The organism is Streptomyces sp. NPDC047028 (assembly GCF_040644095.1).
Classification (GTDB): Bacteria; Actinomycetota; Actinomycetes; order Streptomycetales; family Streptomycetaceae; genus Streptomyces.
This window is the reverse complement of the sequence record NZ_JBEYVS010000008.1, coordinates 121,448-138,768: the sequence shown is the minus strand read 5'-3', so window position 1 is coordinate 138,768 and position 17,321 is coordinate 121,448. Positions and strand designations below refer to the sequence as shown.

Below are 17,321 nucleotides of genomic sequence, written 5' to 3'. Positions count from 1 at the left end.
CGGGAGGCCTCAGTTCCTGCGCCTGCGGGCCAGTGCCACCCCTCCCCCGCCCAGCAGCAGCAGGGCGAGTGCGCCGCCCGCGATGTACGGCGTCGCCGCGCTGCCGCCCGTTTCCGCGAGGCCGGCCTCGCTGTGGCCGCCCTGGGGCTCGGGGTCCGCGGCCGGGTCGTGGCTCGGGACGGTGTGGTGGGCCGGTGCGGAGGCCGGTGTCGTGGCCGGTGCCTGCCTCGGGGTCTCGCAGGTGGCCTTGGCCAGGGTGACGGTGCCCTCCACGTCGGCCACGTTGAGCTTCAGCGGGTTGACGGAGACCTTGAGTTCCAGGGCCGTCGCGGCCGCCGTACGGCTCGTGGTGCGGCGCTGGGCGAGGTCGAGGCGGATCTCGCCGACGCCGGGGACCTTCAGTTCGGTCGGGCCGCCGGCGCTGAGGGTGACGCGCTTGCCGAGGGCCGTGACGGTGCCGAGGACGTTCGCGGAGGCGACCGGCCGCTTGCCCGCCTCGCAGGTGGCCTTGGCGGTGACCGTGCCGACCTCGATCAGGGACAGCAGGGGCAGGCCGGGGACGTGCAGCCTGGCGTGGACCAGGCGGACCGAGCCCTCGGCACGCTCGGCGGTCGCCGTGGCCCTCGCCGAGGCGACCTGGGCGGAGAGGACATTGAACGGCCTGCCGGCGTCGACGCCGTCGAGCCGGGCGGTGAGCGCGGTCTTGTCGGCGCTGCGTGGTGCCTGGACCTCGTTGAGGGTGACCGCGAGCGGGACGTTCACGGTCTTGTTGAGCAGGGACACGTCGAGCCCGGTGCGCAGGACGACGGCGGAGGCGCGCCCGTGGTCGGCGGTGGCGTGCGCGGCGCCCGCGCCGAGGACCGCGGGAGCGGCGGTCAGGGCGGTGACCGTCGCGATCGTGGCGAGACGGCGTGCGGGCATGCGGAAGTTGTTGCTGTTCAAGGCGGTGGGACCCCCAGAGAAAATTGCTTGGGACCCGTCAACCTTGTACGCACTGTGGGTGAACGGTCAGCAATCCTGGGTTACTTCACCCGTAAGTGGATTATCCGCATGCCTCTTCGAATCACCGGGCACAGCCGTTCCCCGTGCCCCTCTCGCCTACTCGACGACCAGTCCGTTCAGCACCACCCGTCGCGGGGCCGCCAGCACCCGCACGTCGGCCCGCGGATCCGCCCCATAGACGACGAGGTCGGCCGGGGCGCCCTCCTCCAGGCCCGGGCGGCTCAGCCAGCTCCGGGCGGCCCAGCTGGTGGCGGCCAGGGCCTCGACGGGCGGGATGCCGGCGGTGACCAGTTCGGCTACCTCCGCCGCGACCAGGCCGTGGGCCAGTGAGCCGCCGGCGTCCGTGCCGACGAACACGGGGATCCCGGCGTCGTAGGCGCCGCGCACGGTGTCGTAGCGCCGCTCGTGCAGCCGCCGCATGTGCGCGGACCAGTCCGGGTACCGCTTCTCGCCGCCCGCCGCGAGCTGCGGGAAGGTGGCGATGTTGACGAGGGTGGGGACGATGGCGACGCCGCGCTCGGCGAACAGCGGGATCAGGTCGTCGGTGAGGCCGGTGGCGTGCTCGATGCAGTCGATGCCGGCCTCGACGAGGTCGCGCAGGGCGCTTTCGGCGAAGCAGTGCGCGGTGACGCGGGCGCCGAGCCGGTGTGCCTCGGCGATGGCCGCCTCGACGGCGTCGCGGGGCCAGCAGGCGGCGAGGTCACCGAGGTCGCGGTCGATCCAGTCGCCGACCAGCTTGACCCAGCCGTCACCGCGCCGGGCCTCCCGGGCGACGTAGGCGACCAGGTCCTCCGGTTCGATCTCGTGGGCGAAGTTGCGGATGTAGCGGCGGGTGCGGGCGATGTGCCGGCCGGCCCGGATGATCTTCGGGAGGTCGTCCCGGTCGTCGATCCAGCGGGTGTCGGAGGGCGAGCCGGCGTCGCGGATCAGCAGGGTGCCCGCCTCGCGGTCGGTGAGGGCCTGCTTCTCGGCGGTGTCCGCGTCGACCGGGCCCTCGGTGCCGAGGCCCACGTGGCAGTGCGCGTCGACGAGGCCGGGCAGGACCCAGCCGTCGACGGTGGTGATGTCCCGCGCGCCGGCCGGGCGGTCGTAGGTGATCCGTCCCCCGACCACCCACAGCTCGTCGCGGACGTCCTCGGGCCCGGCCAGGACCCGCCCCTTCAGGTGCAGCACCGCAGAATCGCTCATGTACCGCACCTTAATGAGCTACGCCCCGGCCTTCCCCACCTGGTCCGAGGTCTCCTCCTCGACGTCGGCCATCGCCGGGTCGAGCAGGCGGGAGAGGAAGTGGCGGGTGCGCTCGTGCCGGGGGGCGCCGATGACCTGCTCCGGGCTGCCGTCCTCGACGATCACGCCGCCGTCCATGAAGACGACCCGGTCGGCGACCTCGCGGGCGAAGGTCATCTCGTGGGTGACGACCATCATCGTCATGCCCTCGCGGGCCAGCATCCGCATCACGGCGAGGACGTCGCCGACCAGCTCGGGGTCGAGCGCGGAGGTCGGCTCGTCGAAGAGCATCACCTCGGGGCCCATGGCGAGGGAGCGGGCGATGGCGACGCGCTGCTGCTGGCCGCCGGACAGCGCGGAGGGGTAGGCGTCCGCCTTGTCGGACAGGCCGACCCGGGCCAGGTTCTCGGCGGCGATCCGGCCCGCCTCCGCCTTGGCACGCTTCAGCACCCGGCGCTGCGGCAGGGTGAGGTTCTCGGTCACCGTGAGGTGCGGGAAGAGGTTGAACTGCTGGAACACCATGCCGATCCGGCGGCGTACGGCGTCGATGTCGACGTCCGGGTCGGTGATCTCGGTGCCGCCGACGAAGACCGCGCCCTCGGAGGGCTCCTCCAGCAGGTTGACGCAGCGCAGCAGGGTGGACTTGCCGGAGCCGGAGGGGCCGATGACGCAGACCACCTCGCCCTGGCCGATCTCCAGGTCGATGCCGCGCAGGACGTGGTTGTCGCCGAAGGACTTGTGCAGGCCCTGGACCTGAATCTCGGGATGGCTCACTTGATCTCCTCCTGGGCCTTGGCCTCCATGCGGCGCACCACGAAGCCGAGCGGGATGGTGACCAGCAGGTAGCACAGGCCCGCGACGAGGATCGGCGTGGAGTTGGCGGTCGTACTGGCCAGGTCCCGGCCGAACTTGGACAGGTCGCGCTCCTCCAGGGTCACGCCGAGGAGCAGCACCAGCGAGGAGTCCTTGAACAGCATCACCAGTTCGTTGGTGAGCGGCGGCAGGATGATCCGGAAGGCCTGCGGGATGATGATGGACACCATCGCGCGGGCCGGCGAGAAGCCCAGCGAACGGGCGGCCTCCATCTGCCCCTTGGGCACCGCCTGGATGCCGGCGCGGAACGTCTCCGCCATGTAGGCGGCGCCGATGAGGCCGAGGCCGAGGGCGGCCTTGCCGTAGGTGCCGCCGGGGATCTCGGTGCCGGGGAAGGCCAGCGGCACCGCCACCGCGATGAACACGAAGATCAGCAGGGCGGGCAGGCCGCGGAAGACCTCGATGTAGATGCCCGCGAGCCAGCGGTAGGGGCCCACGGAGGACAGCCGCATCAGCGCGATGACGAGGCCCAGGGCCAGGCCGACGGCGAAGCCGGTCGCCGTGAACAGCACGGTGTTCTTCAGCGCGAGCGTGATGACGTCCGGGAACATCTGCCCGGCGATGTCCGTCTGCGCGAACTGGTTCCGCAGCCGGCCCCAGTCCGCCGTGGCCGCGACGGCGGCCACGGCCGCGACGAACACGGCGTACTGGATGCCCCGCGACAGCCGGCGCTTCTGTCGGCGCGTCAGCCCCTGCTTGACCGGCTGTCGTCGTACCTCGGTGTCGGCCATGGTCAGGAGGCGGCCGGGGAGGCGGCGGACGCGTCGTAGGGGCCGATCCACTTCTCGTAGAGCTTCTTGTACGTGCCGTCGGCCTTGGCCTGGCCGAGCGCCTTGTTGATGGCCTCGCGCAGCTTGGTGTTGCCCTTCTTCACCGTGAAGCCGTACTGCTCACCGGTCTTGAGGTTGTCGACGACCTTGAAGGCGTCCGCGTTGGCCTTGTCCTTCAGCCAGCCCTGGACGACGGGGTAGTCGATGATGACGGCCTGGACCTGGCCGGTGCGCAGGCCGTTGAGGACCGCGTCGGAGGACTCGAAGGAGACCGGGTCGTAGCCCTTGCCCTTGGCGTAGTCCTCGCCGGTGGTCTGCGCCTGCGCGCCGAGCTTCTTGCCCTTGGCCTTGACGTCGGCGAGCGAGGTGATGCCGCTCTTCTTGTCGACGAGGACGGCCTGGGTGGCCTCGAAGTAGGGGTCGGAGAAGTCGACGTTCTTCTTGCGCTCGGGCGTGATGGTCATGCCGGCGGCGGCGAGGTCGCACTGCCCGGAGTTGAGGAAGGCGCCGGTCTTGAAGTTCTCGAACGGCGTGTCGACGATGTTCTGCTTGACGCCGAGGTCCTTGGCGACGAGGTCGATGAGGGAGACGTCGAAGCCCTGCACCTTGCCGTCGATCTCCGACTGGAACGGCGGGTAGGGCAGGTGGGTGCAGGTGGTCAGCTGACCGGCCTTGACGACGTGGACCCCCTTGACGGTGGTCTTGCCGCTCCCCCCGCCGGAGGAGCAGCCGGCGACGAGTGCGAGTCCGGCCGTGGCGGTGACGGCGGCCAGGAGGCGGGTCCGGCGCCCGAGGAGCGTGTTCATGGGGGGAGGTCTCCCTGTGGGGTGTCTGAGGCTTCCGATTATAAGGAAGAGTTTGAGTCTCTCAAACCAAACTGATGGTTGCGAGGGGCTACGACCTAGGATCGATGGAGTTGCCCCCCACAACTCCCACATATCCCACATGGAAGAGAGCGGCACTGTGACCACGCACCCTTTTCTGGACCTGCCCCCGCTGAGCGCCGCGCGGTTCGCCGCCGTCGAGGGCCGGGTGGCCCGGCTGCTGGGCACCCGGCAGGACGTGCTGATCACGCAGGGCGAGGCGCTGCTGCCGCTGGAGGGGGCGATCCGCGGCGCGGCCGGCCCCGGCACGGTGGCGCTCAACGTGATCACGGGCCCGTACGGGCAGACGTTCGGCGACTGGCTGCGGGACTGCGGCGCGACGGTGTACGACCTCGCCGTCCCGTTCCACACGGCGGTGACGGCCGCGCAGGTCAGGGAGGCGTTCGCCGCGCACCCGGAGATCGACTTCGTGTCGCTCGTACACGCCGAGGCGGCGACCGGCAACACCAACCCGGTCGCGGAGATCGGCGAGGCGGTGCGGGAGCAGGGGGCGCTGTTCTACCTGGACGCGGTGGCCTCCGTGGGCGCGGAGCCGGTGCTGCCGGACGCGTGGGGCGTGGACCTGTGCGTGATCGGGGCGCAGAAGGCGATGGGCGGCCCGGCGGGGGTGTCGGCGATCTCGGTGAGCGAGCGCGCCTGGGCCCGGATGGCGGCGAACCCGAACGCACCGCGCCGTTCCTACCTCTCCCTGCTGGACTGGAAGGAACGCTGGATCGACGCGGGCCGTACGGCGCTGCCGCACGCCCCCGCCCAGCTGGAGATGCTGGCCCTGGAGGCCTGCCTGGAGCGGATCGAGGAGGCGGGCGCCGAGGCGGTGATGGCACGCCACCGCGCGGCGGCGCTGGCCACGCGGGCCGGGGCGGTGGCCCTGGGCGGGGGCCTGGAGCCGTACGTGTACGAGGCGCGGGACGCGGCGCCGGTGGCGACGACCCTGCGGGTGCCCTCCGGGGTGGTGGCGTCGGAGCTGGTGGCCGGGGCCCTGGCCGTCGATCCCTCGCTGCCGCTGGCGGCCGGCGGGGGAGCCCTGGCGAAGGAGATGGTCCGGGTCAACCACTACGGCCCCGCCGCGGCCCCGGAAACGGTGCGGGCCTCCCTGTCGGCCCTCGCCGCGCCCCTGACCGGCGCCGGCGTCGCGGTGGACGAGGCGGCGGCCCTGCGGGCGGCGGAACGGGCCTGGGGCCGAGCCGGGGACGCGTCGTAAATCACATTTCCGAGTGAGGGAATCAACGGGGCCACGGACGCCAGAATTCACGTCGACTTTCCAATTCCCGCCAATTCACCGGATACCCCAGATTCTTTCGCGTTAGCTTCCCGTCTTCTTCTGCCCGCTTTTCTCGAGGCTAAACAGGCAAGTTTTCCGGCGACTTTTCAGGCTGTGACGCACTCCACAAGAGGGGCGCTATGCCCCAGTTTGACATGGGCTAATTCAGACATATTGCACTGGTTCACGGCCCTGTCGATCACGACGGCCGTGCATTATTCAATTTCGCTCGCTAAATTCGTGCCGCATGACTGCCGCACCAGCAGACCTGCTCATCGACCGACCGGCGGTGACCGACGGAGCCTCGCTCTGGCGTATCGCCAAGGACTCGAAAACCCTCGACCTGAACTCCTCGTACAGCTATCTGCTGTGGTGCCGGGACTTCGCCGGCACCTCGGTGGTGGCGAGGGGCGCGGACGGGGAGGCGGTCGGCTTCGTCACCGGGTACGTGCGGCCGGAGGACCCCCGCACCCTGCTCGTCTGGCAGGTGGCGGTCGACTCCGCGTACCGCGGCCACGGCATAGCGGCCGCGCTGCTGGACGGGCTCGTCGCGCGCCTCGCCGCCGAGCGGGGCATCACCGGCGTCGAGACGACGATCACGCCGGGCAACACGGCCTCCGAGCGCCTCTTCACCTCGTTCGCCGACCGGCACGGCGCCGGCCTGGCCCGCGAGGTGCTGTTCCCCACCGAGGTGTTCCCGGACGGCCCGCACGACCCCGAAGTCCTGTACCGCATCGGCCCCCTGACCGACCCCACCGCGCACTGAGGAGCGAATCACCGTGACCATCACCCAGCCCGATCTGAGTGTCTTCGAGACCGTCGAGTCCGAGGTGCGCAGCTACTGCCGCGGCTGGCCCGCCGTCTTCGACCGCGCCCAGGGCAGCCGGATGTACGACGAAGACGGCCACGCGTACCTCGATTTCTTCGCCGGTGCCGGCTCACTCAACTACGGCCACAACAACCCGGTGCTCAAACGGGCGTTCATCGACTACCTGTCCCGGGACGGGGTCACCCACGGCCTGGACATGTCGACCACGGCCAAGCGGACCTTCCTGCAGACCTTCCAGGACCTGGTGCTGCGCCCGCGCGACCTGCCGTACAAGGTCATGTTCCCGGGCCCGACGGGCACCAACGCCGTCGAGTCGGCGCTGAAGCTGGCCCGCAAGGTCAAGGGCCGCGAGGCGATCGTGTCGTTCACGAACGCCTTCCACGGCATGTCGCTCGGCTCGCTCGCGGTCACCGGCAACGCCTTCAAGCGGGCCGGCGCCGGCATCCCGCTGGTGCACGGCACCCCGATGCCGTTCGACAACTACTTCGACGGCACGGTCCCGGACTTCCTGTGGTTCGAGCGGCTGCTGGAGGACCACGGCTCCGGCCTGAACAAGCCGGCCGCCGTGATCGTGGAGACCGTGCAGGGCGAGGGCGGCATCAACGTTGCCCGGCCCGAGTGGCTGCGCGCGCTGAAGGAGCTGTGCGAGCGGCAGGACATGCTGCTGATCGTCGACGACATCCAGATGGGCTGCGGCCGCACCGGCGCCTTCTTCTCCTTCGAGGAGGCGGGGATCACGCCGGACATCGTCACCGTGTCCAAGTCCATCAGCGGCTACGGCCTGCCGATGTCGCTGTGCCTGTTCAAGCCCGAGCTGGACGTGTGGGAGCCGGGCGAGCACAACGGCACGTTCCGCGGCAACAACCCCGCGTTCGTCACGGCGACGGCGGCCCTGGAGACGTACTGGACCGACGGCTCCGCCATGGAGAAGCAGACCCGGGCCCGCGGCGAGCAGGTCGAGCAGGCGCTGATCTCCATCACCGAGGAGAACCTCGCCGACGTCAAGGAGTACCGCGGCCGGGGCCTGGTGTGGGGCCTGGAGTTCCACGCCAAGGACCGCGCCTCGCGCATCGCCCGCCGCGCCTTCGAACTCGGGCTGCTCATCGAGACGTCCGGACCGGAGAGCGAGGTGGTCAAGCTGCTGCCCGCGCTCACCGTCACACCCGAGGAACTGGACGAGGGCCTGAGCATCCTGGCGCGCGCCGTCCGGGAAACCGCCTGACCCCTCGCAACCGGCCAGTTCCACCCAGCTAGGAGGAAGTACAGCACCGTGATCGTCCGATCGTTCAAGGACATCGAAGGCACCGACCGGCACATCAAGTCGAAGTCCGGCACCTGGGAGAGCAAGCGCATCGTCCTCGCCAAGGAGCGGGTCGGCTTCTCCGTGCACGAGACCATCCTGTACGCCGGCACCCAGACGCAGATGTGGTACGCCAACCACATCGAGGCCGTCGTCTGCACGCGGGGCGAGGCCGAACTGACCGACCGTGAGACCGGGAAGACCTACACGATCACGCCCGGCACCATGTACCTCCTGAACGGCCACGAGCGGCACACGCTCAAGGTCAAGGAGGACTTCCACTGCATCTGCGTGTTCAACCCGCCCGTCACCGGACGGGAGGACCACGACGAGAACGGCGTCTACCCGCTGCTCACCGAACCCGAGCCCGAGGAGGTGTGATCCGCATGACCAGCACCGTCACCGATCTCTATCCCACCCGCGGCACCACCGAGGTGACCGTCCCGCGCCAGGACCCGGTCGTCTGGGGTGCCCCGGACACGCCCGGTCCGATCGCGGCCCCCGATCTGCAGGGCTTCGAGCGCGACGGCTTCCTCGCCGTCGACCAGCTCATCGCCCCGGACGAGGTCGACGTCTACAAGCGTGAGCTCGACCGGCTGGTCGGCGACCCGGCGGTCCGCGCCGACGAGCGCTCCATCGTGGAGCCGAAGTCGAAGGAGATCCGCTCGGTCTTCGAGGTGCACAAGATCAGCGAGGTGTTCGCGAGACTGGTGCGCGACGAACGGGTCGTGGGCCGCGCCCGGCAGATCCTGGGCTCGGACGTGTACGTCCACCAGTCGCGGATCAACGTCAAGCCCGGGTTCGGCGCCAGCGGCTTCTACTGGCACTCGGACTTCGAGACCTGGCACGCCGAGGACGGCCTGCCGAACATGCGCACGGTGTCCGTCTCGATCGCGCTGACCGAGAACCACGACACCAACGGCGGCCTGATGATCATGCCGGGCTCGCACCGGACGTTCCTCGGCTGCGCTGGGGCCACGCCCACCGACAACTACAAGAAGTCGCTGCAGATGCAGGACGCGGGCACCCCGTCCGACGAGGCGCTGACCTCGCTGGCCGGCGAGCACGGCATCCGGCTGTTCACCGGCAAGGCGGGCTCGGCGACCTGGTTCGACTGCAACTGCATGCACGGTTCCGGCGACAACATCACGCCGTTCCCGCGCAGCAACGTCTTCATCGTGTTCAACAGCGTGGAGAACATGGCGGTGGAGCCGTTCGCGGCCCCGATCCGCCGGCCGGAGTTCATCGGCGCGCGGGACTTCACGCCCGTCAGGTGACACCCCCCGATCACCGGGCCGGGGCCTCCTCGTGTGGGACGGGGGGCCTCGGCCCGGTCGTGTTCATGCGGCGAGCGCGTCCAGCAGGCGGTCCACGTCGGCGGCGGTGTTGAACAGGTGGAACGAGGCCCGCAGGTTGCCCGCGCGGTCGGAGACCTCGATGCCGGCGCGGCTCAACTCCTCCTGGCGGGTGCCGAGTCCGGGCACGGAGACGATCGCCGAGCCGGGGGCGGGCAGCGGTTCGTGGCCCAGGGAGGCGAGCCCGCTCCGGAACCGGTCGGCGAGCCCGACGTCGTGGGCGTGCACGGCGTCCACGCCCAGTTCCTCGATCAGCTCCAGCGAGGGACGCAGCCCCGCGAAGGTGAACAGCGCCGGCGAGACGTCGAACCGCCGCGCGGAGTGGGCGAGTTCGGTGACGGGGCCGTAGCAGCTGTTCCACGGCTCCTCCGCCGCGACCCAGCCCGCCAGGACGGGGGTCAGCCCGCCGAGGTCCTCGGGGACGGTGAGGAAGGCCGCGCCGTGCGGGCCCAGGAGCCACTTGAAGGACACGGCGGCGGTGAAGTCGTAGCCGCTCGCGTCCATCGGGAGCCAGCCCGCCGACTGGGAGAAGTCGACGTAGGTGCGGGCGCCGTGCGCGCGGGCGGCCTCGCGCAGGGCGGGCAGGTCGGCGATCCGTCCGTCGGCGGACTGCGCGGCGCTGACGGCGACGAGCGCGGTGCCGGGCCGGACGGACTCGGCGATCCGCTCCAGCGGGACCGTGCGGACCTTCAGGTCGCCGCGGACGTGGAACGGGTTCAGTACGGAGGTGAAGTCGTCCTCGGCGGTGAGGACTTCGGCGCCGGCGGGCAGCGACGCGGCGATCAGGCCGGAGTGCGCGGCGACCGAGGCGCCCGCGGCCACCCGGGCGACGGGGACCCCGGCGAGCCGCGCGTAGGCGGCCCGGGAGGCCTCCACGTCGTCGTAGAGGGAGGTCAGCGGCCGGCCCTCGGCCCGCAGGAGCGCCGCCCCGTGCAGGGCGGCGACGCTGCGCGCGGGCAGCAGGCTGTTGCTCGCGGTGTTGAGGTAGGTGCCCGCCGGGGTGAACTCGGCGCGGACGAGGCTGTCGAACGTCGTCTCCGTGGTCTCCATGACCCCACTGTGCGGCCCCGGGAACCCCCCGTCCATTGCGAGTTTTTACGCGGATCCTCTCAGCATCCCTTATACGTCCGCGCCGACCTGCGGTTTCACAGTGCCTGGCTTCTCAGCGCCCCGGCACCGCGCACCCGTCCGGGCCGCACGCCTCGGCGTCGCCCTGGTCGACGAGCTTCAGCGGGGAGCGCTCGCCCCACGCCTGGGTCAGCGCCTGGGTGAAGACCTCGGTGGGCTGGGCACCGGAGACGCCGTAGGCGCGGTCCAGGACGAAGAAGGGGACGCCGTTCGCGCCGAGCTGCGCGGCCTCGCGCTCATCGGCGCGGACGTCGTCGGCGTAGGCGCCGGGGTCGGCCAGCACCCGGCGGACCTCCGCGTCGTCCAGGCCGGCCTCGACCGCCAGCTCCACCAGCCGCTCGTCGCCCTCACTGAAGACCGACCGCGCCTCGGCGAAGTTCGCCCGGTACAGGATCTGGATCAGCTCGTCCTGCCGGCCCCGCTCGTTGGCGAGGTGCAGGAGGCGGTGCATGTCGAAGGTGTTGCCGTGGTCGCGGTCCCGGGTGCGGTAGTCCAGGCCCTCGGCGGCGGCCTGGGCTCCCAGGTTGTCCTCACCGGCCTGCGCCTGCGCCTCGCTCATGCCGTACTTCCTGGTCAGCATGGTGAGGACCGGCTGGACGTCGCCCTTGGCGCGGCCCGGGTCCAGCTCGAAGGAGCGGTGCACCACCTCGACCCGGTCGCGGTGCGGGAAGGCCGCCAGCGCCTTGTCGAAGCGGGCCTTTCCGACGTAACACCAGGGACAGGCGATGTCCGTCCAGATCTCGACGCGCATGCTCTCGGCTCTTCTCCAGGTCGTACGGGTGCGGAGGCTCTCTCCACCCGGTACGTGAACCTTCAAACAGTCGCGTTCATTCCCCGGCCGTCGGCACCGCGTACCGCAGGAACAGGTGGTGGTCGCCCTCGGCCGGCGGGTTCTCCGGGTCGGGGATCCAGCCCTGGCGGGCGTAGAAGGCCTGGGCGCGCTCGTTGTCCACGTGCACGTCGAGTACGGCCACTCGCCTGCCGTCGGCCCGCCACTGCTCCACGCAGGCCGCGTGCAGAGCGGTGCCCATGCCGGAGCGCCAGCGGTCGGGGTCGACGTGGAACTGGTACAGCTTGACGGTGTCGGCACCGCCGCCCTCCGGGACGCGGAAGGAGGCGATCGCGACGATCGCGCCCCGCTCGACGACGCACAGCACATGCCCGTCGGGCCGCTCGACGGCCCCTCTCCAGGCCGCGCCCCAGTCCGTGCCGTCCTGGGGGACGCCGTCCGGGTAGTAGGTCGAGCGGGCTCTCAGATGTAGATCGGCGATGGCCTCGGCCTCGGCGGCCACGGCGGTGCGGATCACGCGGCTGCCGGTCACACGGTCACTGATCATGCAACGGAGGACGTGGCGGCGCCCGGTGCGGTTCCGTGCGGGGAACCCTCAGCTGCCGTCCCGCAGATCGGACGGCCACTCGGTCCTGAACTCGATATGGTCGTACGTCACCACGCAGCCCTCCCCCATGGGCGACTGGGCCATGAATCCGACCAAGGCCGACCCCGTCTCCTTCTCGTCGCCGAGGGTGAACAGGCGCACGAAGGTCCAGCGCCGGCCGTCCCGGGAGGCGTGGAAGGCGAGGGCGCGGCCGGTCCGGCTGATCCGCAGCCAGACCGAACTGCCGTCCACGGTGAAGGAGTTGGCGTCGTCTGAGTGCCCCCGGGTGACGACCGTGCAGACGGTGGGCACGTTCGGAGAGTTCTCCAGGCAGAGCTTGGCCCAGGCGCGATCTCCCACGTGGACGTAGAGCACGCCCGCGTCGAAGGACGCCCTGAACCCCACGGTGACCCGGGCGATCAGCTGGAAGTCCCCCTCCGGCGCCCCCAGCAGCCGGGGCGCGTCGGAGGCGGGGTCCAGCGCCTCCCCGGTCGGCGTCACGAACCGGTCCTGCCGAGCCCCGGCCCACCCGGCCAGCACCCCGTCCTCATACCGCCAGTGCCCTTCCGGCCCGTACGTCCGCAGCAGGAAGGGCAGTTCAGGAAGCTCCAGGTCCATGGTCCGATTATCGCAAGAGAGCCATTCCAACCAACGCAGGGGCAGGCGCCCCGAAAAGGGGCGCGGGGAACTGCGCGACAAGCCACGACGCGCTCGCAGCCGCGCACCCACCACACCCCCAACGGCGCTACCGCTCAAGCACTCCGTTGAACCGCCGAGGCACCCCCAATGGATTGCCGTCCCGCAGCTCCGCAGGAAGCAACCCCTCCGGCGCGTTCTGGTACGCCACCGGCCGCAGCCACCGCTCGATGGCCGTACCCCCCACGGACGTGGACGTGGAGGTCGTGGCGGGGTAGGGGCCACCGTGATGCTGGGCCGGAGCCACAGCAACCCCCGTCGGCCACCCATCCACCAGCACGCGCCCCGCCAGCGGCGTCAGTTCCGCGAGGATCTCCGCGCCCCGGCCCCCGCCGGACGCCTCATCCTCGGACAGGTGCACCGTCGCCGTGAGGTTGCCGGGCAGCCGGGACAGCACCGCCGTCGCCTCGCCCTGGTCCGCGTAGCGGGCCACCACGGTGACCGGCCCGAAGCACTCCTCCAGGAGCAGGTCGTACGCCCCCTCCTCGGCCAGCCGGCCGGCCGCGACCGTGAGGAAGCCCGCGCTGACGGTGTGCTCGCCACCCGCGCCCGGCGTCACCGGGGACTCCACGCCGTCCAGCCGCGCCCGCTCGGCGATTCCGGCGAGGAAGTTGTCCCGCATGCGGTGGTCGAGCAGGACGCCCGCGTCCGTGTCGCTCACCGCGGCGGTGAGGGACTTGACCAGGGCGTCGCCGTCCTCACCCGCCGGTACCAGGACCAGTCCGGGCTTGACGCAGAACTGGCCGACGCCGAGCGTCATGGACCCGGCGAGCCCGGCGCCGATGGCCTCCGCCCGCTCGGCCACGGCCGCCTCGGTCACCAGGACGGGGTTCAGCGACCCCAGCTCGCCGTGGAAGGGGATCGGCACCGGGCGGGCGGCGGCCGCGTCGAAGAGGGCCCGTCCGCCCCGTACGGAACCGGTGAAGCCGGCGGCGGCGACCAGCGGGTGCCCGATCAGCCCGACGCCCGCCTCGAAGCCGTGCACCAGACCGAGGACGCCCTCGGGGATGCCGTGCCCGGCGGCGGCGCGGCGCAGCACCTTGGCGACCAGCTCGGACAGGGCCGGGTGGTCGGGGTGGGCCTTGACGACGACCGGGCAGCCCGCGGCGAGCGCGCTCGCGGTGTCGCCGCCGGCGACGGAGAAGGCGAACGGGAAGTTGGAGGCGGAGTAGACGGCGACGACGCCCAGCGGGACCTTGTAGCGGCGCAGGTCGGGGATCGGCGGGGTGGCGGTGGCGTCGGGGTGGTCGATGACGACGTCGAGGAAGGCGCCCTCGTCGACGATGTCGGCGAAGGCCCGCAGCTGGTAGCAGGTGCGGGCGAGTTCGCCGGTCAGCCGGACGGGGCCGAGCGCGGTCTCGGCGTCGGCGGCCTCGACGAGCTGGTCGCGGGCGCTCTGAAGGCCGTCGGCGGCCGAGCGCAGGAAGGCGGAGCGGACGGCGCGGTCGGCGAGGGCGCCGCGCGCGGCGTGGGCCGCGCGGACGACCGCGTCCACCTCCTCGGCTGTGGCCTCCACCGCAACCTGTTCACGCTGCTTCCCGGTGCGCGGGTCGACACTCCACACTGGTGCTGCTGCCACCGCGGGTCCCTCCAAGTAGTGCCGCACTGTCTAGGCCAGTATCAGCCGCGTTCGATATACTGAACACTGTCTCTGATGATGAATATGCTGCTCGGAGACTATTTGCCGTCCAACGAAGGGGTCAAGGGCGATGTCGGCAGGCGAGACAGGCGGCGCGCAGGTCAAGTCCGCTGTGCGGACCGTGGAATTGCTCGAGTACTTCGCCGGCAGCCCCGGTATGCACTCCCTCGCGGCCGTCCAGGAAGCGGTCGGCTACCCCAAGTCCAGCCTGTACATGCTGCTGCGGACGCTGGTGGAGCTGGGCTGGGTGGAGACGGACGCGACGGGCACGCGGTACGGCATCGGGGTGCGCGCGCTGCTGGTCGGCACGTCCTACATCGACGGTGACGAGGTGGTGGCGGCCGCGCGCCCCACCCTGGACCGGCTCTCCGACGACACGACGGAGACCATCCACCTGGCCCGTCTCGACGGCACGAACGTGGTGTACCTGGCCACCCGGCAGTCGCAGCACTACCTCCGCCCGTTCACCCGGGTCGGCCGCCGGCTGCCCGCCCACTCGACCTCCCTCGGCAAGGCGCTGCTCGCCACGCACACCGACGAGCAGGTGCGCAAGCTGCTGCCGGAGACGCTGCCGGCCCTCACCGAGCACACGATCACCGACCGCGAGAAGCTGATCGAGGAACTGCACCAGGTGCGGGAGCAGGGTTTCGCGGTCGACCGCGAGGAGAACACGCTCGGCCTGCGCTGCTTCGGGGTGGCGGTGCCGTACCGCACCCCGGCCCGCGACGCGATCAGCTGCTCGGTCCCGGTGGCCCGGCTGACCCCGGCCCACGAACAGATGATCAAGGACGCCCTCTTCGACGCCCGCGACCGCCTGACCCTGGCCACCCGCCGTCTCTGACCCCGGCCCCGCCGCCGATCCGTTTCCGCCCCTCCTCCCCCGTCCGGCGGAGGAAGATCACCGGCGAGCAGGAGGTGAACGCGCGGTCCGGCGCGGGACCATGGGTGCATGCCGCCCTCAACCTCCCCCGCACGAACCGTCTTTGCCCTCGGCCCTGCGGCCCCCGGATCCGCCGGGCTGCGCCGGTGACCGGGGTGTTGCGGCTGTTGTTCGGTGGGCGGGCGCGGCGGCGCTGGATCCATCTGATCCTGGGCGGCGCGCTCGCGATGCCGTACGTCTTCGTCGGCTCGGTGGTCGTCGGACCGCTCACCGGCGCGGACGACGTCTTCGGCTCTCTCGCCCTCCAGCTCGGCTCGTTCGCGGTCGGGTTGCCGCTCGCCGCGGCCACCTCCGTGTTCCCGCTGACCCGGCCGCTGGAGTCCGCGGCCGTCCGTGCCCTGTGCGGTGTGGAGGGGGACGCCCTCGCCCACGGGCCGGCCCGGACGCGGGCCGCGCGGGGGCGTACGGCCGCCTGGTTCACGCTGCACCTGGGGCTCGGCGGGGTCATCTCCGGGATGTCGCTGTCCGTGCCGCCGTTCGCGCTGGTCCTGATCGTGCTGCCGGTCTTCGCCTCGATACACGACAGCCCGCTCGCCCTGCCCGGTTTCCTCCACCACGGCTGGGCGCTGGCGCTCTCCCCGGTCGCCGGCCTGGCCATGCTGCTCGCCCTGGCCGCGTGCGCCGCCGGCTGCGGGGCGCTGCTGGCCCGCTGGGCGCCCGCCCTGCTGGGGCCCACCCCCGAGGACCGGCTGGCGGCGGCGGAGGCGCGGGCCGCCGATCTCGCCGTACGCAACCGGCTCGCCCGCGAGCTGCACGACTGTGTGGGCCACGCCCTGAGCGCGGTCACCCTCCAGGCGAGCGCCGCCCGCCGAGTCCTGGACAGCGACCCGGAGTTCGTGCGCGAGGCGCTGGCCGCCATCGAGGACACCACCCGGCGCACGGTCGGTGAACTGGACGCCGTCCTGGGCGTGCTGAGGGACGGGGACGCGCCCGGCACGGCGCCCGCGCCGACCCTCGCGGCCGACCTGGACGGCCTGCTCAGCCGGACCCGGGCGGCCGGCCAGCGGGTGACGGCGACCCTGGGCACCGACCCGGCCGCCCTGCCCCCGCTGGTCTCCCGCGAGGCGTACCGGATCGTGCAGGAGGGCCTCAGCAACGCCCTGCGGCACGCCGGCCGGCCGGTCGCCCTGACCCTCGCCACCACCGCCGACGGCCACCTGGAACTCACCATGGAGAACCCGCTCGGCTCCCCTCCCGCCGCCCCCGCTCCCCGTCCCGGCGGCGGACACGGCCTGCGCGGCATCGCCGACCGGGTCCGCCTGCTCGGCGGCACCGCCGAGGCCGGCCCGGCCGGGGAGCGCTGGCGCCTGCACGTCCGACTGCCGCTGAAGGGAACCGTATGACCCCGCCCGTCCCGCCCGTCATCCGCGTGGTCCTCGCCGACGACGAGCGCATGGTCCGCACCGCGCTGCGCGCCATCCTGTCCGCCGAGCCCGGCCTGGAGGTCGTCGGCGAGGCCGCGACCGGCGCCGAGGCGGTGTCCGTCGTCCGCGCGGCACGGCCGGACGTGGTGCTGATGGACGTGCGCATGCCGGAGACCGACGGGATCCGGGCCACCGAACAGATCCTCGCCACCCTCGACGACCCGCCCCGGATCGTGGTCGTGACCACCTTCGAGAACGACGCGTACGTGTACGAGGCGCTGCGCGTCGGAGCGTCCGGCTTCCTGCTGAAGCGGGCCGAGGCCGACGCGCTCGTCCAGGCGGTACGGCTGGTCGCGCGCACCGACAGCCTGCTGTTCCCGTCGGCCGTGCGCGCCCTGGCGGCGGAGCACGCGCGGCGCTCGCCGGCACCCCCCGCCTGGGTGGGCCGTCTCACCGGCCGGGAGAGCGAGGTGCTGCGGCACCTGGCGGCGGGGCTCACCAACGCGGAGATCGCCCGGCTGATGGCGGTGGGTCCCGCCACGGTGAAGACGCACGTGGCGGCCGTCCTCGCCAAGACCGGCACCCGGGACCGCACCCAGGCGGTGATCGCCGCGTACGAGGCGGGCTTCCTGAACGCGCGATGAGAAATGCGGGCGTACGGGAACGATCGCCCCCGT

General features: G+C 71.9%; 18 protein-coding genes. 8 read left to right on the top strand and 10 right to left on the bottom strand.

The annotated features are described in order from the left end of the window. Window positions 1–9: 9 nt before the first annotated feature. The 5 genes from ABZ854_RS10235 to ABZ854_RS10215 all read right to left on the bottom strand — a co-directional run bounded on the left by ABZ854_RS10235 (window position 10) and on the right by ABZ854_RS10215 (window position 4,678). Window positions 10–942 carry an SCO1860 family LAETG-anchored protein gene (locus tag ABZ854_RS10235; protein ID WP_361207177.1) on the bottom strand — a complete coding sequence of 311 codons (933 nt, stop codon included), beginning with the start codon at window positions 940–942 and terminating at the stop codon, window positions 10–12. A 156-nt stretch (window positions 943–1,098) separates the two neighbouring features. Continuing rightward, on the bottom strand, window positions 1,099–2,190 hold the full coding sequence (locus ABZ854_RS10230; RefSeq protein WP_361207174.1) for an amidohydrolase family protein: 1,092 nt from the start codon (window positions 2,188–2,190) through the stop codon (window positions 1,099–1,101). Window positions 2,191–2,208: 18 nt separating this feature from the next. Further along, window positions 2,209–3,003 (bottom strand): amino acid ABC transporter ATP-binding protein, encoded by a 795-nt coding sequence (locus ABZ854_RS10225; RefSeq protein ID WP_361207171.1) that lies wholly within the window; start codon window positions 3,001–3,003, stop codon window positions 2,209–2,211. Then, window positions 3,000–3,833 carry an amino acid ABC transporter permease gene (locus ABZ854_RS10220; RefSeq protein ID WP_361207168.1) on the bottom strand — a complete coding sequence of 278 codons (834 nt, stop codon included), beginning with the start codon at window positions 3,831–3,833 and terminating at the stop codon, window positions 3,000–3,002. Before ABZ854_RS10220 ends, ABZ854_RS10225 begins: the two co-directional genes overlap by 4 nt. Window positions 3,834–3,835: 2 nt before the next feature. Then, window positions 3,836–4,678, bottom strand: coding sequence for a transporter substrate-binding domain-containing protein (locus ABZ854_RS10215; protein ID WP_361207166.1), 843 nt, complete (start codon window positions 4,676–4,678; stop codon window positions 3,836–3,838). Between the two features lie 139 nt (window positions 4,679–4,817). On the opposite strand from ABZ854_RS10215, the gene ABZ854_RS10210 reads away from it, so the two are divergent. The 5 genes from ABZ854_RS10210 (at window position 4,818) to thpD (ending at window position 9,423) form a co-directional block, all read left to right on the top strand. Continuing rightward, on the top strand, window positions 4,818–5,957 hold the full coding sequence (locus ABZ854_RS10210) for an aminotransferase class V-fold PLP-dependent enzyme (RefSeq protein ID WP_361207164.1): 1,140 nt from the start codon (window positions 4,818–4,820) through the stop codon (window positions 5,955–5,957). 307 nt (window positions 5,958–6,264) lie between these two features. Then, a complete protein-coding gene (gene ectA / locus ABZ854_RS10205; protein ID WP_361207161.1) occupies window positions 6,265–6,783 on the top strand; it encodes a diaminobutyrate acetyltransferase in 519 nt (172 codons plus the stop codon). Window positions 6,784–6,796: 13 nt separating this feature from the next. Then, a complete protein-coding gene (ectB, locus tag ABZ854_RS10200; protein WP_361207158.1) occupies window positions 6,797–8,068 on the top strand; it encodes a diaminobutyrate--2-oxoglutarate transaminase in 1,272 nt (423 codons plus the stop codon). 48 nt (window positions 8,069–8,116) lie between these two features. Then, on the top strand, window positions 8,117–8,527 hold the full coding sequence (locus ABZ854_RS10195) for an ectoine synthase (protein WP_361207155.1): 411 nt from the start codon (window positions 8,117–8,119) through the stop codon (window positions 8,525–8,527). Next, window positions 8,524–9,423 (top strand): ectoine hydroxylase, encoded by a 900-nt coding sequence (gene thpD, locus ABZ854_RS10190; protein WP_361207152.1) that lies wholly within the window; start codon window positions 8,524–8,526, stop codon window positions 9,421–9,423. The genes ABZ854_RS10195 and thpD overlap by 4 nt, the downstream gene beginning before the upstream one ends. Window positions 9,424–9,486: 63 nt before the next feature. On the opposite strand, the gene ABZ854_RS10185 is transcribed toward thpD, so the two are convergent. From ABZ854_RS10185 to ABZ854_RS10165, 5 genes are all read right to left on the bottom strand, one after another. Continuing rightward, entirely contained in the window at window positions 9,487–10,551 is a 1,065-nt protein-coding gene (locus ABZ854_RS10185) for an aminotransferase class V-fold PLP-dependent enzyme (RefSeq protein WP_361207149.1), read from the bottom strand. A 112-nt stretch (window positions 10,552–10,663) separates the two neighbouring features. Then, window positions 10,664–11,380: a DsbA family oxidoreductase gene (locus ABZ854_RS10180; protein ID WP_361207147.1), complete on the bottom strand. Its 717-nt coding sequence runs from the start codon at window positions 11,378–11,380 to the stop codon at window positions 10,664–10,666. Between the two features lie 76 nt (window positions 11,381–11,456). Beyond that, window positions 11,457–11,966 carry a GNAT family N-acetyltransferase gene (locus ABZ854_RS10175; protein WP_361207145.1) on the bottom strand — a complete coding sequence of 170 codons (510 nt, stop codon included), beginning with the start codon at window positions 11,964–11,966 and terminating at the stop codon, window positions 11,457–11,459. 48 nt (window positions 11,967–12,014) lie between these two features. Continuing rightward, window positions 12,015–12,623, bottom strand: a complete 609-nt coding sequence (locus ABZ854_RS10170; RefSeq protein WP_361207142.1) for a DUF1349 domain-containing protein — start codon at window positions 12,621–12,623, stop codon at window positions 12,015–12,017. Between the two features lie 127 nt (window positions 12,624–12,750). Then, the gene (locus ABZ854_RS10165) at window positions 12,751–14,280 is read right to left on the bottom strand and encodes an aldehyde dehydrogenase (NADP(+)) (protein ID WP_361207139.1); all 1,530 of its coding nucleotides are present in this window, start codon (window positions 14,278–14,280) and stop codon (window positions 12,751–12,753) included. Window positions 14,281–14,410: 130 nt separating this feature from the next. Here ABZ854_RS10165 and ABZ854_RS10160 point away from each other — a divergent pair, with 130 nt between their 5' ends. The 3 genes from ABZ854_RS10160 to ABZ854_RS10150 all read left to right on the top strand — a co-directional run bounded on the left by ABZ854_RS10160 (window position 14,411) and on the right by ABZ854_RS10150 (window position 17,288). Then, window positions 14,411–15,181, top strand: a complete 771-nt coding sequence (locus ABZ854_RS10160; RefSeq protein WP_361207136.1) for an IclR family transcriptional regulator — start codon at window positions 14,411–14,413, stop codon at window positions 15,179–15,181. A gap of 185 nt (window positions 15,182–15,366) precedes the next feature. Beyond that, window positions 15,367–16,623, top strand: coding sequence for a histidine kinase (locus tag ABZ854_RS10155; RefSeq protein ID WP_361207134.1), 1,257 nt, complete (start codon window positions 15,367–15,369; stop codon window positions 16,621–16,623). Next, window positions 16,620–17,288 carry a response regulator transcription factor gene (locus ABZ854_RS10150; protein ID WP_361207131.1) on the top strand — a complete coding sequence of 223 codons (669 nt, stop codon included), beginning with the start codon at window positions 16,620–16,622 and terminating at the stop codon, window positions 17,286–17,288. The genes ABZ854_RS10155 and ABZ854_RS10150 overlap by 4 nt, the downstream gene beginning before the upstream one ends. Window positions 17,289–17,321 lie beyond the last annotated feature (33 nt).

What these genes read in the sequence shown, in the direction of transcription:
- ABZ854_RS10230 (WP_361207174.1), bottom strand. Translation starts at nt 2,190, where the DNA reads ATGAGCGATTCTGCGGTGCTGCACCTGAAGGGGCGGGTCCTGGCCGGG.
- ABZ854_RS10220 (WP_361207168.1), bottom strand. Translation starts at nt 3,833, where the DNA reads ATGGCCGACACCGAGGTACGACGACAGCCGGTCAAGCAGGGGCTGACG.
- ABZ854_RS10215 (WP_361207166.1), bottom strand. Translation starts at nt 4,678, where the DNA reads ATGAACACGCTCCTCGGGCGCCGGACCCGCCTCCTGGCCGCCGTCACC.
- ABZ854_RS10210 (WP_361207164.1), top strand. Translation starts at nt 4,818, where the DNA reads ATGGAAGAGAGCGGCACTGTGACCACGCACCCTTTTCTGGACCTGCCC.
- ectA (WP_361207161.1), top strand. Translation starts at nt 6,265, where the DNA reads ATGACTGCCGCACCAGCAGACCTGCTCATCGACCGACCGGCGGTGACC.
- ABZ854_RS10185 (WP_361207149.1), bottom strand. Translation starts at nt 10,551, where the DNA reads ATGGAGACCACGGAGACGACGTTCGACAGCCTCGTCCGCGCCGAGTTC.
- ABZ854_RS10180 (WP_361207147.1), bottom strand. Translation starts at nt 11,380, where the DNA reads ATGCGCGTCGAGATCTGGACGGACATCGCCTGTCCCTGGTGTTACGTC.
- ABZ854_RS10175 (WP_361207145.1), bottom strand. Translation starts at nt 11,966, where the DNA reads ATGATCAGTGACCGTGTGACCGGCAGCCGCGTGATCCGCACCGCCGTG.
- ABZ854_RS10170 (WP_361207142.1), bottom strand. Translation starts at nt 12,623, where the DNA reads ATGGACCTGGAGCTTCCTGAACTGCCCTTCCTGCTGCGGACGTACGGG.
- ABZ854_RS10160 (WP_361207136.1), top strand. Translation starts at nt 14,411, where the DNA reads ATGTCGGCAGGCGAGACAGGCGGCGCGCAGGTCAAGTCCGCTGTGCGG.
- ABZ854_RS10150 (WP_361207131.1), top strand. Translation starts at nt 16,620, where the DNA reads ATGACCCCGCCCGTCCCGCCCGTCATCCGCGTGGTCCTCGCCGACGAC.